We start from the raw sequence: 15,048 nt of genomic DNA, 5'->3' as shown, positions 1-15,048 counted from the left end.
AAAGACGGACATCTTTGTCCGTCTTATGTAAACACGGAGAGGGAGGGATTTGAACCCTCGATAGAGGTTTTAGCCTCTATACTCGCTTAGCAGGCGAGCGCCTTCAGCCAGCTCGGCCACCTCTCCTTGTCTCAAATGGAAGTTATATTTTATATTTGTTGCCATCTTATGTCAAGTATTTTTCTACAAACCAAAAAATAGACTTTTACTCTTATAGGGTGTATAATGTCTTGTTGTGAATTTGTGATTCGTAATTCGTGATTTGTGATTCGTGGATGGGTTGACGGGTGGATGGGTGGTGATGCACCAATAACCAATACACCAATAACCAATACACCAAAATAAAAAATAATCAGTTTCCTAAAATCTGTTCACTGTTCTTTGTGATTCGTAATTCGTGAATGGGTGGATGGGTAAATGGGTGGACGAGGTACCAATATACCACTACACCAATAACTAATAACCAATACACCAGTAGGTTTAATATTACCTTTTTCTAAATAAAAACAAAGGGAAGTTTTAAGTATGACCAATAATAAAACAAAGTTTATTTTTATTACTGGAGGCGTTCTGTCATCTTTAGGCAAGGGACTGGCAGCAGCCTCAATAGGGGCATTGCTCAAGACAAGGGGATTAAAGGTCACCATTCAAAAATTGGATCCATACATAAATGTAGATCCAGGGACAATGAACCCTTTTCAGCACGGAGAGGTGTATGTAACTGACGATGGAGCTGAAACTGATCTGGACCTTGGGCATTATGAAAGATATCTAGGAATTCCCATGGGTAAACACAATAACTGCACTTCTGGAAGCGTTTATTATGAGGTTATAAAAAAAGAGCGCAGGGGTGATTATCTAGGAGGCACTGTCCAGGTTATTCCCCATATAACAGATCAAATAAAACAATCTATTTTAAACGTAGTAAAAAATGGCGAAGATGTTGCCATAATTGAAATTGGCGGCACTGTTGGGGATATTGAGGGGCAACCTTTTTTAGAGGCTATCAGACAAATGCGCTATGACCTTGGAAAAGAAAACGTTTTATATATCCACTTAACATTGGTTCCGTACATTAAAACTGCTGGAGAGCTAAAAACAAAACCCACCCAACACAGTGTAAAAGAACTCAGAAGCATAGGTATTCAACCGGATATTATTTTATGCAGAAGTGAGATGGAACTCAATGAAGGGATAAAAAGAAAAATTGCCCTTTTTTGTAATGTTGACCCAGACGCTGTTTTCTCTGCTGTAGATGTTGAGAATATATACGAAGTCCCCCTTACATTTTACAATGAAGGTATAGACCAAAAAATAGCAATAATGTTAAAACTTCCTGCAAAAAATCCAGACCTTACACCATGGATAAATCTTGTAAAGAAACTAAAATCATTAAACCCAGGACCTAAAATTGCTATTGTTGGAAAATATGTAGACTTAAAGGAATCCTATAAAAGTTTACATGAGGCCCTAGTTCATGGTGGAATAGCAAATAATGTAAAACCAGAGCTGGTCTATGTAAACTCTGAAGAGTTGACACAAGAAAATGTGCATGAAAAACTTGGGCACGTGCATGGAATCTTAGTGCCTGGAGGATTTGGTTCCCGCGGGGTGGAAGGAAAGATCATTGCATGCAAATATGCTAGGGAAAATAAAATTCCTTTTTTTGGAATATGTCTTGGAATGCAATGTGCAGTAATTGAATTTGCCCGAAATGTATTGAATCTGCCCAAGGCAAATTCCTCTGAATTTGACCCCAACACCCCAGATGCCGTTATATACCTTATGACTGAATGGTATGACTTTAGAAAAAAATGCGTGCAGAAAAGGGATGTATCATCTGAAAAAGGTGGTACAATGAGACTCGGGGCATATCCATGCAAACTCAAAAAAGGTACAAAGAGTTTTGAAGCATATAAAAGAGAGTTAATAAGCGAAAGACATAGACACAGATATGAATTTAACAAAAAATATGCAGAGGATTTTCAAAAAAAGGGAATGGTCTTAAGTGGACTATCTCCAGATGAAGAACTAGTAGAAATAATAGAAATTAAAGATCATCCTTGGTTTGTGGGATGTCAGTTTCATCCAGAATTTAAGTCCAAACCAATGGATCCACACCCCTTATTTGTCAACTTTATAAAAGCAGCAAAAGAAAAATTACGATGTGGTTAGTGATTCGTAATTCGTGATTCGTGATTAGTGATTGGTGATTAAAATAAAAGAGAGTATGGGTGGGAGGGTTAATGGGTGGATGGGTTAGGGGATTAAATTGTTCAACGTTCAATGTTTAAAGTTTAATATTCAAGGAACCTAAAACAGAGAACTTAGAACATAGAACTTAGAACCTTGAACATAAAACTTTGAACCTTTATAACACCCAACAAACTAAAATAAAGTAAAGCAGGGGAAAAATGAATGATCTAGAAAAAATATACAAAAATAGCTTTGAATCTTTGTTTTTTATATTAGGACCATGTGTTATTGAAAACAAAGATGTGGTTCTAAAAGTGGCTAAAGAGGTCAAAGGACTTTCTGACAAATACAATATTTCTGTAATATTTAAGAGTTCTTTTGATAAGGCAAACAGGACATCTATAAAGAGTTTTAGAGGGCCAGGTCTTAATAAGGGTCTTGAGATATTAAACAAGGTAAAAGAAACATATAAGCTACCCATAACAACCGATATCCATGAACCATCCCAGGCAAGCTTGGTAGCTGAAGTGGTTGATGTAATTCAGATTCCTGCTTTTTTATGCAGGCAGACAGATTTGTTAATTGCTGCAGGTAAGACAAATAAAATAGTAAATATAAAAAAAGGACAATTTTTAGCTCCCTGGGACATGTTAAATGCTGTTGAAAAAGTAAAATCAACAGGAAATAACAAGATCTGGTTAACAGAAAGAGGTAGTTCTTTTGGCTACAACAACCTTGTTGTGGATTTTAGATCTATTCCAATTATGCAAAAGACAGGTTGTCCTGTAATCTTCGATGCCACCCATTCAGTGCAACTTCCTGGTGGAAAGGGAAAGTCCTCGGGAGGCAAAAGGGAGTATGTCCCCCACCTTGCTAGCTGTGCAGTGGCAGCTGGGTGTAACGGAATTTTTATGGAAGTACATCCTGACCCAGACAATGCCCTGTGCGATGGTCCAAACAGCTGGGAGCTTGACAGACTGGAAGATTTAATAAAAAAATTAATAAAAATAAGACAGGCAATTTCATGAAGGAATTGGTAAAAAAAATAAAGATACTTATAAGTGACGTAGATGGAGTGCTCACTGACGGAGGTTTGTTTTACAACGATGAAGGGAAAGTGTTCAAGAAATTTAATGTGCAGGATGGCCTTGGTATAAAACTGGCACAAATGGCTGGATTGGATATAGTTATAATAACAGGATTAAAATCAGAAGCAGTAAAGGCTAGAATAAAACAACTCGGAATCACTGAATATTATGAAGGTTTTCTAAAGAAAGATCATCTGATAAGAAAAATTTCTAAAGAAAAAAATATTAAACTTGAAGAAATGGCCTATCTTGGGGATGATTGGGTGGACGGCCCTGCCATGAAATTAGTGGGACTACCTATGGCTGTAAAAAATAGTCAACCAGAGATAAAAAAGATTGCAAAATGGATTTCACAAAAAAAAGGAGGAGAAGGCGCCCTCAGAGAAGCAATAAATTTTATTTTGAGCACGCAAGGGAAATTAGAACAGTTATGGGAAAGATGGTTAAACCAAAAGTTCTAGCATTTATGTTGATACTTGCATTTGTGATTGGCGGTGCATTAATTTGTTTTCAAAAATCAAAACAAACCCACCCCAGGCAGCGTTTTTTAATAAAAAATCTACCATTTGAATCCATATTACAAAAGGCCACAATAAAAGGAGTTACAAAAAAGGGAGTTTGGATCCTAAAGGCAGATAAGGTCCTTTCAAAAGACAAATTATCTGAGATTCGCTTTATATCCCCAAATTTATTGATAACCTTAAATGATAATTCCACCGTTAACTTGAGTGCTCAAAGGGGTTTTTATTACCGGGAACTCAAGAAGATAGAATTTGAACACAAAATAAAAGGTAAGTATAAAGATATCATTCTGAATGCCAGCTTTATGAATTTCAATTTAAGACTCAACAAAATTACATTTAAAAATGGGATTAAAATAAGCAATAAGCAATTAATTGTTAGAGGTCTGGAAGGAATAATAGATTTAAACAAACATATTTTAACTATAAAAAGAAATGTTAAGGTTACAATCATATGAAAAAATTTATATTTTTATTGATCTTTTTCTATATATTCTTTTTAAATAAAGTTGGATTTTGTAAAAATGTAAAATCTCCAATTACTATAGATGCAGAGAAGGCTATTTATTTTGAAAAGGAAAATAAGGTGTTGTTTGAAAATAAAGTTATTGCCAAAAATAAAGATTTAACGATTAAATCAGATAAGTTGATAATTTTTTTAAATAAAAAAGTAAAAAATATTAATTCCAAAAAAAATAAAAAAGACATAATAAAAAAAATGATTGCTAGTGGAAATGTTCATATAATATTTAAAGATAAAGATGGGTATTGCTCTACTGCAGAATATGATATAAAAAGTCAAAAAATTACATTGAATGGAAATGTAAAGCTCATTCAAAATAAAAATAAAATTGAGGGCGATAAATTAGTTATTGATTTAAATAAAAATACCAGCGAAATTTTTTCAAATAATGCTACTAAAGTAAAAATCATATTTTATCCTGAAAAGCAAGAGAATTCTCAAAATAAGAGCAATGAAACACTGACAAATAAAGATTAAGAATTATGGACTCACATCTACAGGGAAAGAAACTGTCCAAAAGTTACGGGAAAAAGACAGTAGTCAGAGATATAAGTATTTCTGTGTCAAATGGACAGGTGGTAGGACTTTTAGGTCCAAATGGTGCCGGCAAAACCACTACTTTTTACATATTAGTAGGCATAATTTCTCCTACTAAAGGAAAGGTCTTTTTAGATAATGAAGATATCACTACCTGGCCATTATATAAACGTGCAAGAAAAGGAATAAGCTATTTGCCCCAGGAGAGCTCTGTTTTTAAAAAACTTACTGTGGAAGAAAATCTTAAAATTATTCTCGAGTTTACAGGACTGTCCTCAAAAGAACAGGAAGAGAGAAAAGATTTTTTATTAAAAGAATTGGGCATCCACCACTTAAAAAAACAAAAGGCGTGTTATTTGTCAGGAGGAGAGAGGAGGCGTCTTGAGATTGCCAGATCACTAATAAGACAACCCAAATTTATTTTACTTGATGAGCCCTTTGCTGGTATTGACCCATTGGCTATTTTGGATATCCAGAATATTATTGCAAAGTTAAAACAAAAAGGTATTGGGATACTTATCTCTGACCATAATGTCAGAGATACAATGAAAATTTGCGATCTCGTTTATCTGGTGTATGAAGGGAAAATCATCTTGAGTGGAACTCCAGAAGATGTGGCTAACAATGAAATTGCCAGGAGGATATACCTTGGGGATCACTTTGAACTTTAAGGGCTGAGTGGTGTAGTGGTATATTGGTGTATTGGTATAGTGGTGTAGTGGTTATTGGTTATTGGTGTAGTGATGTAGTGGTATAGTGGTTTAGTTCTCTTTCTGTTCTGTTCCCGAATCACGAATCACTGTTCACGGTCATTGGTGTAGTGGTGTAGTGGTTATTGGTATAGTGGTTATTGGTTAGTGGTGTAGGGGTATATTGGTACCTCATCCACCCATTCACGAATCACGAATCAAGTGGGCAATTCATGAATTGCCCCTACAATTGGACAAATATAGAATTTGCCCCTACGTGGGCGGACATGCAATCCGCCCCTACACCCCTCTTTCCGTTCACTGTTCACTGAATAACGGGTTAAACCCAACAAACCCAAAAACTCGATAAACCCAAAAACCCAATTAATTTTGATTTGCTTTGAATCGAGAGATGTGGCATAATATTTGATGAGCAATTTTGCAAAGCCTGTTTAAATAAAATCTTTTGAGGAAAATCAATAGGAGGGAGCAAACAAATAATGAGTCTGGAACTGAGACAAAATCTTAAACTGAGTCAACAACTTGTAATGACGCCCCAATTGCAACAGGCCATAAAAATGTTGCAGCTCTCAAGACTTGAGCTGGTGCAAAGAGTCCAACAGGCATTGCAAGAAAATCCTTTACTAGAAGAAACTACACCAGAACCCCAAGAAATAAATACAGAACAAAAAGGTCCAACAAACGATACTCCTACTCTAATAAAAATTGATGAAAAACATCTGCTCAAAAATGCTGAATGGGAAAATTATCTTGGATATTTTTCCAGTTCATCAAAAATCGCAAGGGAGATTGAATTTCCAGATGAAAAATCAAACTTAGAGGCCTTTTGTGCATCAAAACCAACTTTGGAAAGCCATTTATTATGGCAACTTCACCTATCTAACATGGATCCAGAAGAAATCAAAATTGGAGAAATAATTATTAAACATATCAATTCCTCAGGTTATTTGGACAGCAGTGTAGAGGAAATATCCAATATAGTGAAAAAAAGTCCAGAGCAAGTAGAAAAGATCTTAAAAAAGATCCAACAATTTGATCCAGTAGGTGTTGGAAGTAGAAGTTTAAAAGAATGTCTCATAGAACAACTTAAATTCCTGGGATTATTAGATGACACCATAAAAAAAATAATAGAACACTACCTACCATACCTTGAGAAAAAAAAATATAATAAAATTGCTGAAAAATTAAATATTACCATAGACAAGGTGTTGGAATATGTAGAAATTATCAAGAGTTTAGACCCAAAGCCAGGAAATAATTTTAGTGAAGGTGAAACCGTTTATATAAGCCCAGATGCATATGTGTTTAAATATGAAGACGATTTTGTAATTATACTAAATGATGAAGGTTTTTCAAATATAAAAATAAATGAATATTATTTGGAATTACTCAAAAAAAATAACAGTAAAGATAAAGAATACCTTGAATCAAAATTTAAAGATGCACTTTGGCTTATAAAAAGTATACATCAAAGACAAAGAACCTTATACAAAGTTATTGAAAGCATTATAAAATTTCAAAGAGACTTTTTTGAACATGGAATCACACACCTTAAACCTCTTGTTCTTAGAGATATTGCAGAAGATATTGGAGTCCATGAGTCTACAGTAAGTAGATTAACTACTAATAAATACATTTCCACGCCCCATGGTATATTTGAACTAAAATTCTTTTTCAATAGCGGAATTAACGCAGGTAACGGTAATGAAGTATCCGCACAAAGTGTAAAGTATTATATAAAAAAATTAATTTCAGAAGAAGATCCAAAAAAACCACTAAGCGACCAAAAAATTGCAGAGATTTTGAAAGAAAAGTTCGAAATTAATATTGCCAGACGTACTGTAGCAAAATATAGGGAATCAATGGGAATCCCAGCATCAAGCAAGAGAAAAACATTTTTTTAAAATTATACAAGGAGGAAATATGGAAATAAAATTTAATTTTAAAAATTTTGAACCTTCAGAACATTTAAAAAAATACGCTGAAAACCGTTTTAGCAAACTTGAGAAATATATAAAAAGAATTGATAGTGCTTACCTTCAAGTAAATATGGAAGTTGATAAATATAGACAAAAAATAGACGTTGTATTTAATGCAGATGACATTCATATATCTGCTCAGGAAGAATCACAAGATATGTATGCATCAATTGATAAAGTGCTAGATAAAATGGACGCCCAACTTAGAAAAATGAAAGATAAAGAAAAAGATAGAAGAAAAGGTAAATTAAATAAATCACAAACTTTTAAACAAGAATCTATTGGAGAATCTGTATCAGAAGGTCATCCTAATATTGTAATGTCAGATAATTATATTCCAAAACCAATTTCAATAGAAGATGCAGCTATAGAGTTACAGAGAAGGGACAACAACTTTGTGGTCTTTATAAATAGTGATACCAAGAGGGTAAATGTGTTGTACAAAAAGAAAAATGGCGATTTTGGACTAATAGATCCACAGATTTAGACTCAAAGGGAGCTAAAATGGAATTAACGGAATATTTAAGTAAAGATCTTATCCTCCCAGAATTGAAAGCTACTACTAAACAAGAAGTATTAAAAGAATTAGTTAAACCACTCGAGGGTAAATTCCCTAAGCTTAATATAAAAAATGCATATAAGGTGCTCCTTGAAAGAGAACAGCTAGGATCTACAGGTATTGGGGATGGTGTTGCCATCCCCCACGGTAAATTGCGGGAACTGAACAAAATCATTGTGGTTATTGGAAGGAGCTTTCTTGGAGTGGACTTTGATGCATTGGACAAAAAACCGTGCCACATATTCTTTTTGGTGCTTGCCCCGGAAAATGTAGCTGGACTTCACTTGAGAATCCTGGCACACATATCACGGATTCTTAAAGAGCCAGGTTTTAGACGAGCCTTTATGGAGGCGGAAGGAGTTGAAGGAATCTGGAAACTTTTACAAGCAGGTTAAAAGATGAATGAAATTAAACTCCCTTTGATCATTATAAGTGGTCTTTCTGGAGCTGGGAAGAGTACCGCCCTAAAGGTGTTTGAGGATATGGGTTTCTTTACAGTAGATGGCCTGCCTCTACCTATGACTATCAGATTAACAGAACTATTTAGTGGAGAAAATCCAACGGAATATAGAGGTCTTGCGCTTGGAGTAGATGTCAGACAAAAAGAATATCTTTCTGAATGGAACAAGATAAAAAAAAGGCTTATGTCTTATAACATTGAACCGCAAATAATCTTTTTAGAGGCAGATAAGGAGATCTTAATAAAAAGGTATGCAACAACAAGAAGACCCCATCCCTTGGAATCAAAAAGAATTGGCCTTACACAGGCAATAGAAGAAGAAAAAAAACTACTTAACACCCTTAAAGAGGAAGCCAAATTAGTTATTGACACATCAAATTTTTCAATCCATGACTTACGTCGAAAGATACAGTCCAGTTTTGATTTTATAATAGAGAGTAAGGCTGGTTTCAGAATAAATATAATTTCCTTTGGATACAAATATGGAATACCAAAAGAGGCTGACATTGTTTTTGATCTCAGATTCCTGCCAAATCCATATTTTGAAAATGACTTAAGGCCACTTTCTGGCATGGAAGAAAAAATCCAAAAATATATTTTAAAGTTTAAACAATCAAAGACCTTTTTGAACAAACTGGAAGATTTTTTAGAATTTGTGCTACCCCTATATTCTGATGAAGGACGATACCGTCTCACAATTGCCTTTGGGTGCACAGGCGGATTTCACAGGTCAGTTGCTATTTCAGAGATAATGTCTCAAAGATTAAGGAGAAAAAATTACAATGTCCAGTTGGAACACAGGCATCTTGCCCTGGGATAAACCAATTTTCTAATTCAATATGCCGAGGTATAAGATGGTAGGAGTACTCATAGTTACTCATCTTGATTTGGGAGAAAAACTACTTGAAGTAGCAGAATTAATAATGGGCAAACAAGAGCTAACTAAGGCCCTTACCATTGATACAGCTAAACCAATGGAAGAAATTCTTGGAGATATCCAGATTAGCGTAAAGGAATTGGATGTAGGAGATGGGGTCATAATTTTAACAGACATGTTTGGTGGCACCCCAAGTAATTTAAGCTTTTCCCTTTTAAAAACAAACAACCTTGAAGTAATTACCGGGGTAAATTTACCTATGGTCCTTAAAATATTTTCCTCAAGAAATCTTCTATTAAAAGAACTTGCATCCGAGGCCAAACTTGCTGGTAAACAAGGTATAAGGGTAGCAGGAGAAGTCCTTCAAAGGAAGGTCTCTACAAATGGAAGGTAGTAACATCTGGGTCAGAATAGATAATAGACTTGTACATGGACAGATAATTGAGAGCTGGATACCCTATTTTAAATCAAAGTATGTGGTTGTAGCAAATGACGAATTAAACAACGATGCTATTAGACAAGAAATTATAAAACTTGCCATTCCAGCCAGTTTAAAAGTGTTCTTTTGTGGTGTACAGGATATTTTAAAAACAATAAAAAAAATCCTTGAAAGAAAAAATAGGCAAATATTTATCCTTTTTGCCAGTTGTCAAGATGCAAAAAAGGCATTTGATATTGGACTTAAATTCAATATCCTGAATCTGGGAAATCTCCACTATGCACCTGGTAAAAAACAGGTGTGTGACCACATTTTTTTAAGTCAGGAGGACATTACCTGTTTGAAATACTTAAATAAAAAAGGCATATCACTGGATTTTAGATGTGTGCCAAACAATCCAATTTCAATATCGGTGGATGAGTTATGGAAATAAATTTTATAAATCTATTTTTGTATAGTTTTTTTTTGGCCTTTTTTCATTAACCAGATTTCTTGTGCCCATAGGCCTAGTTGACAGACCTATAACAATATCGCTCATATTTGCCTTTTTTGTCCAGGATATAGAAATTTGCTTAGGCACAGGAATGTTTTTTGAACTTCTATGGCTGGACTCTTTTCCTGCAGGGACATATATCCCTCCCCAAAGGCAGTTCCCGCTGTTTATGACACTTGCCATTAGTAGTAACATTCCCATAACTAACCCAAATTTATTTTATCTTTTACTCCTAACCACCATCCCCTTTGCACATATTGGGAAATGGTTAGAGAGGTTTCACAGGGTAACACAAAACAAAGGCTACGATAAAATAACTGAAAAAATTACTACACTCCCTTCCTACCATCTCGGCCCCAGGCTTATTAAGTCTCTTATGCAACTTCTATTAATAAATATAACTGTTTTTTTTATTTCTTGCATTATTGTAATGAAGGCCCTAACCATAATATACAGGTATATACCTTTATCTAACAGCACAGAAGTAAACTGGCCAGCTATTTGGGCCATATCTTTTATAGGTGGGATTTTGTCCTTAAGGATAAAAATGAGTTATTTGACATTTATAGTGAGTTATGTGGCACTTGCGATTATTATCTTGGTATTTTTTCAATAAAAAAAGGACTGACACCTTTAGTGCCAGCCCTTTATGCCGAGGGAGGGATTCGAACCCTCACGGGCGGATGCCCACTACCCCCTCAAGATAGCGTGTCTACCAGTTCCACCACCTCGGCATCGAAAAACAGAATGTTATTTATAAAATTTTTTTTCAGTTGTCTAGAATTTTCTTTTTATTTTTTTGTATTATCTTTATTTTTTGCAGGAACTCCAGGAGCCTTATTTACCTTCACTGGCTTTTCTAAGACCACAGAATGCTGAGTCTTTACCTTTTTAGACGAGTCATAAATTGTAAACCCCATAGATGTACAAAAAAACACTATTGCAAAGATCACAGTCATTTTCACCAAAAATCCACCGGCACCTGTGCTCCCAAAAAAGGACGAAGAACTGGGGCCTCCAAATATTACCCCCATTCCCTCATGGCCGCTTTGAAGTAAAATCAAAATAATCAAAAAAATACATGCAATAAAATGAATTGTAAGTAGTAGAGTTTCCAAATTTATCCTCCCTATAGACTTTTAAGCAGTAACTATTTTGCTAAAACTATCAGCCCTTAAACTTGCTCCTCCTACCAGGACTCCATCTACATTGTCAATACCAATTATATCAGATGCATTATCTGGCTTCACACTACCACCGTACAAAATCCTAATGGAATTACCAACTTCTCCATATATATTTTTTAGTTCATTCCTGACAATTTTGTGTGCCTCAAAGATTTCCTTTTCTCCTGCAACCTCACCAGTACCAATGGCCCACACAGGCTCATAGGCAATTACAAGGCGATCTTCTATACCTGACATATTATTTACATCTTTTAATACACTTAGCTGGGATTTTAACACCTGATCCACCTGTCCTGCCCTTCTCTGTTCTATTTTTTCCCCAATACAAAATATTATATTTAACCCAACCTCAAGGCCGTATTTTACCTTTTCTTTTAAAAGCTCATCTTTTTCACAAAAGATATGCCTTCTTTCTGAATGACCCACAAGTGCATATGAACACCCAGCATCCAATAACATGTGAGGGGATATCTCACCAGTATATGCACCCTCTTTTGCTGGATAAAAATTTTGTCCTCCTAAATACATGTAATTTATATCTTTTATCTCCTCTGCAACAACCTTTAACGATGTATATGGAGGACATATCAAAACATCCCTATCAACAGTCAACTCTGTACCCAAAATATTAATAAGATCCTTTATTGTGTTTTTTGCTTCATCCTGGGTCTTATACATCTTCCAATTAGCAGCCATTAATTTTTTCATAGAGATTTCTCCTTATTTTAATCGTATAATCCAAGGGCCTTTAGACCTGGTAGTTGTTTACCTTCTAAAAATTCCAAAAAAGATCCTCCACCTGTTGATATAAAAGTTATTTTATCTTGAAGTTTACACTTATGAATGAGATTATCTGTATCACCGCCACCAACAATAGTAGTCCCTGATACAGCAGCAACGCTCTGGGCTATGCCAAATGAGCCTTGAGAAAATGTGGGGTTTTCAAATGCGCCCATTGGACCATTCCACACCACTGTCTTAGCCTCCTTTAATACCTCTGAATATAGGGTATGGGTTGCTGGTCCAGTGTCAAAGATCTTTCCCTCGGGATCCACATTTTGATAGGGAAATACTCCTAATGGAACTTGATCATTTATATCCTTACCCATGACATAGTCAACAGGAAGATAGAAGGCCACTCCTTTTTCCTTTGCCTTATTTATTATTTTCAGGGCCTCATCTAACAGATCCTTTTCATAAATGGAATTGCCAATTGGATAGCCCTGGGCATTTCTGAAGGTATTTGCCATTGCCCCACCTATTAAAATCGTATTAACTTTATCTATTAAGTTATTTAAAAGCCCTAATTTAGTTGATACCTTAACTCCTCCAGCAATAAGTACAAAGGGATGTTCTGGCTTTGCAAGATAATTATTCAAATACTCAACTTCTTTTTTAATTAAAAAGCCGCCACACACCACGTCCACATAGTCGCAAATACCTACTACTGAGGCATGTTTTCTGTGAACCACCCCAAAGGCGTCATTTACATATACATCTGCCAGCTTGGCTAATTCCTTACTAAACTCAGGATCATTCTCTGTCTCTCCTTTATAAAATCTTAAGTTTTCAAGCAAAAGGATTTCACCGTCCTTTAATTCGTTTGACATAGAGAGCACTTGATCCCCTATACAATCATCAGCCATTTTGACATCTTTGTCTAAAAGTTCTTTTAGGCGGCGGGCAACTGGCTTTAAAGACAACTCATCAACCCTTTTCCCCTTTGGTTTCCCAAGGTGTGAACAGGCAATAAGCCTTCCACCATTATCTAAAATATATTTTATAGTATCTAGTGCTGCCAAAATTCTGGAATCGTCCTGAATTTCTCCGTCTTTTAGGGGCACATTAAAATCAAATCTACCCAAGACCCTTTTCCCTTTTATATCTATTTTATCTATAAATCTAATAGCCATGATATACCTCCAATTTGAGTTAAGAAGTTATAATAATCAACGAGGCTCAAAAAAGCCTTTAAATCTCTATAGAGCAAACTAACATGCTAATTTTTTGCCTACAATTTGCACATCTCATTTATGTCTTATCCACTTAAACTCTGATATATTTTTCTCTTTACTGTCAAACTTGATACCTATTAAATAAATTTCCTTGCCTTCTGATTCGTATTTTTCATAATATCTCTTCTCTATTATCTGCTTTATTGGCTCTTCTTTACTATCTACCTTAAACTCAATAATAACCACCATTGAATCTGTCTTTATGGTTAAGTCTATGCGACCTTTGTTTGTGGTATCCTCTGCTACTGTCTCATAACCCAGTGCCTTTAAATAAACATATATCACACTACTATAATAACCTTCATAGCGTGATATTACATTATTTACATAATTTTCATATGGGATCGATGAAAATATTGATTTTAATACCTCTACAAATCCATCAAAGTCCCTTTTTTGAAGTTTTTCTTTTATGGAACTTCTATACTGGTATTTTACATGTCTTTGATTGGTCAGATAATCTATGAATAGGTGATTTAAAGACAACTGGATCTCTATATTGGGTATACAAAGTTGATAGGTCACTGCCCCTACATCATCCACTAGCCTATCCTTAAATGTAAGATACCCAGTTTGCCATAATAGCGCCAATACATCTATGTACTCCACATCAAAGGCATCTAACCCCTCTTCTGATATGGTGGCATTGTCTAAATCTGGAATATAATAGTTCTCTTCCCTTAGCTTATCTATTAAAAATGAAGGATTTCCTGTACTCCACCAGTAATTCCTGAATTCATAGCCCTTAGATATAAATAAAAGTATGTCAAAGGGATTATATAGCTTTTCTCCAAAATAATTATAGCCATTATACCACATCTTTACCTTCCCGAGATCCACCCCCTTTAAATGCTCCTTAAACACTGTTTCTAAATCATGGTGCGTATAACCACATATCTCTCCATACTCTTTATCTATTGTTATATCCTCTAAATTGTTTAAACCGCTAAACAGGTTCAATTTGGAAAACTTGCTCACACCTGTTATAAACACAAACCTTATGTACTTATCACTATCCTTTATTACACCATAAAAATTCTTCAATATACTCCTGGCCTTTAACGCCATCTTTGTGTTGGTTATATTATCCAATATGGGCTTGTCATATTCATCTATTAATATCACTACCTTGGTTTTATACTTTTTATACGCCCTCAGTATCAGTTCTGCAAAACACTCGTCCCTGTGCTCATTTTTACACTCTATATCTAGTTCCTCTTGATTTCTATCCAATATGTAATTTATCTTCCTGTATATTGTCTCCTCTTCTGCAAAATCTCCACTTCCAAAACTTATCCTTATCACAGGATGGGGAACAAAATCATATTTGTCATAAATATAAAGTCCATTAAATAACTCCTTATTACCTAAAAATATCTCTGATAAGGTATCCAAAAACAAACTCTTACCAAACCTACGGGGACGGGAAAGAAAATAATATTTTCCACCTGTTATGAGTTTGTG

The 15,048-nt window shown here is 34.9% G+C and carries 17 protein-coding genes and 2 tRNA genes; 12 read left to right on the top strand and 7 right to left on the bottom strand.

Features of this window, described 5'->3' with window-relative positions:
* Positions 1–34: 34 nt before the first annotated feature.
* Positions 35–126 (bottom strand) — tRNA-Ser (locus tag ACY2V1_RS08765).
* A 399-nt stretch (positions 127–525) separates the two neighbouring features.
* On the opposite strand from ACY2V1_RS08765, the gene pyrG reads away from it, so the two are divergent.
* The 12 genes from pyrG to ACY2V1_RS08705 all read left to right on the top strand — a co-directional run bounded on the left by pyrG (position 526) and on the right by ACY2V1_RS08705 (position 10,322).
* Entirely contained in the window at positions 526–2,175 is a 1,650-nt protein-coding gene (gene pyrG / locus ACY2V1_RS08760) for a CTP synthase (RefSeq protein ID WP_461834415.1), read from the top strand.
* Between the two features lie 239 nt (positions 2,176–2,414).
* Complete coding sequence (gene kdsA / locus ACY2V1_RS08755) at positions 2,415–3,224, top strand: 3-deoxy-8-phosphooctulonate synthase (RefSeq protein WP_461834414.1); 810 nt, start codon at positions 2,415–2,417, stop codon at positions 3,222–3,224.
* Positions 3,221–3,745 carry a KdsC family phosphatase gene (locus ACY2V1_RS08750; protein ID WP_461834413.1) on the top strand — a complete coding sequence of 175 codons (525 nt, stop codon included), beginning with the start codon at positions 3,221–3,223 and terminating at the stop codon, positions 3,743–3,745. Before kdsA ends, ACY2V1_RS08750 begins: the two co-directional genes overlap by 4 nt.
* Positions 3,715–4,263 (top strand): LPS export ABC transporter periplasmic protein LptC, encoded by a 549-nt coding sequence (lptC, locus tag ACY2V1_RS08745; protein WP_461834412.1) that lies wholly within the window; start codon positions 3,715–3,717, stop codon positions 4,261–4,263. Before ACY2V1_RS08750 ends, lptC begins: the two co-directional genes overlap by 31 nt.
* Positions 4,260–4,805: an LptA/OstA family protein gene (locus ACY2V1_RS08740; RefSeq protein WP_461834411.1), complete on the top strand. Its 546-nt coding sequence runs from the start codon at positions 4,260–4,262 to the stop codon at positions 4,803–4,805. The genes lptC and ACY2V1_RS08740 overlap by 4 nt, the downstream gene beginning before the upstream one ends.
* Before the next feature lie 5 nt (positions 4,806–4,810).
* A complete protein-coding gene (gene lptB, locus ACY2V1_RS08735; protein ID WP_461834410.1) occupies positions 4,811–5,536 on the top strand; it encodes an LPS export ABC transporter ATP-binding protein in 726 nt (241 codons plus the stop codon).
* Positions 5,537–6,054: 518 nt separating this feature from the next.
* Positions 6,055–7,479 (top strand): RNA polymerase factor sigma-54, encoded by a 1,425-nt coding sequence (gene rpoN, locus ACY2V1_RS08730; protein WP_461834409.1) that lies wholly within the window; start codon positions 6,055–6,057, stop codon positions 7,477–7,479.
* Between the two features lie 19 nt (positions 7,480–7,498).
* Positions 7,499–8,041 carry a ribosome hibernation-promoting factor, HPF/YfiA family gene (hpf, locus tag ACY2V1_RS08725; RefSeq protein ID WP_461834408.1) on the top strand — a complete coding sequence of 181 codons (543 nt, stop codon included), beginning with the start codon at positions 7,499–7,501 and terminating at the stop codon, positions 8,039–8,041.
* 17 nt (positions 8,042–8,058) lie between these two features.
* Positions 8,059–8,508 carry a PTS sugar transporter subunit IIA gene (locus ACY2V1_RS08720; protein ID WP_461834407.1) on the top strand — a complete coding sequence of 150 codons (450 nt, stop codon included), beginning with the start codon at positions 8,059–8,061 and terminating at the stop codon, positions 8,506–8,508.
* A 3-nt stretch (positions 8,509–8,511) separates the two neighbouring features.
* Positions 8,512–9,393, top strand: a complete 882-nt coding sequence (rapZ, locus tag ACY2V1_RS08715; protein WP_461834406.1) for an RNase adapter RapZ — start codon at positions 8,512–8,514, stop codon at positions 9,391–9,393.
* Positions 9,394–9,427: 34 nt separating this feature from the next.
* A complete protein-coding gene (locus ACY2V1_RS08710) occupies positions 9,428–9,844 on the top strand; it encodes a PTS sugar transporter subunit IIA (protein WP_461834405.1) in 417 nt (138 codons plus the stop codon).
* The gene (locus tag ACY2V1_RS08705; protein ID WP_461834404.1) at positions 9,834–10,322 is read left to right on the top strand and encodes a PTS sugar transporter subunit IIB; all 489 of its coding nucleotides are present in this window, start codon (positions 9,834–9,836) and stop codon (positions 10,320–10,322) included. Before ACY2V1_RS08710 ends, ACY2V1_RS08705 begins: the two co-directional genes overlap by 11 nt.
* A 3-nt stretch (positions 10,323–10,325) precedes the next feature.
* Here ACY2V1_RS08705 and ACY2V1_RS08700 read toward each other — a convergent pair whose 3' ends face one another.
* From ACY2V1_RS08700 to ACY2V1_RS08675, 6 genes are all read right to left on the bottom strand, one after another.
* A complete protein-coding gene (locus ACY2V1_RS08700) occupies positions 10,326–10,583 on the bottom strand; it encodes a hypothetical protein (RefSeq protein ID WP_461834403.1) in 258 nt (85 codons plus the stop codon).
* Positions 10,584–11,032: 449 nt separating this feature from the next.
* Positions 11,033–11,116 (bottom strand) — tRNA-Leu (locus ACY2V1_RS08695).
* A 57-nt stretch (positions 11,117–11,173) separates the two neighbouring features.
* On the bottom strand, positions 11,174–11,500 hold the full coding sequence (gene secG / locus ACY2V1_RS08690; RefSeq protein ID WP_461834402.1) for a preprotein translocase subunit SecG: 327 nt from the start codon (positions 11,498–11,500) through the stop codon (positions 11,174–11,176).
* A 21-nt stretch (positions 11,501–11,521) separates the two neighbouring features.
* Entirely contained in the window at positions 11,522–12,277 is a 756-nt protein-coding gene (tpiA, locus tag ACY2V1_RS08685; protein ID WP_461834401.1) for a triose-phosphate isomerase, read from the bottom strand.
* Positions 12,278–12,294: 17 nt separating this feature from the next.
* Positions 12,295–13,482, bottom strand: a complete 1,188-nt coding sequence (locus ACY2V1_RS08680) for a phosphoglycerate kinase (protein ID WP_461834400.1) — start codon at positions 13,480–13,482, stop codon at positions 12,295–12,297.
* Between the two features lie 114 nt (positions 13,483–13,596).
* The coding region (locus ACY2V1_RS08675) for an ATP-binding protein (RefSeq protein WP_461834399.1) at positions 13,597–15,048 on the bottom strand (1,452 nt) is incomplete at its 5' end.

It is taken from the genome of Desulfothermus sp. (assembly GCF_053993635.1).
The sequence above is the reverse complement of the archived record's forward strand: the minus strand, read 5'-3'. Positions and strand labels throughout refer to the sequence as shown.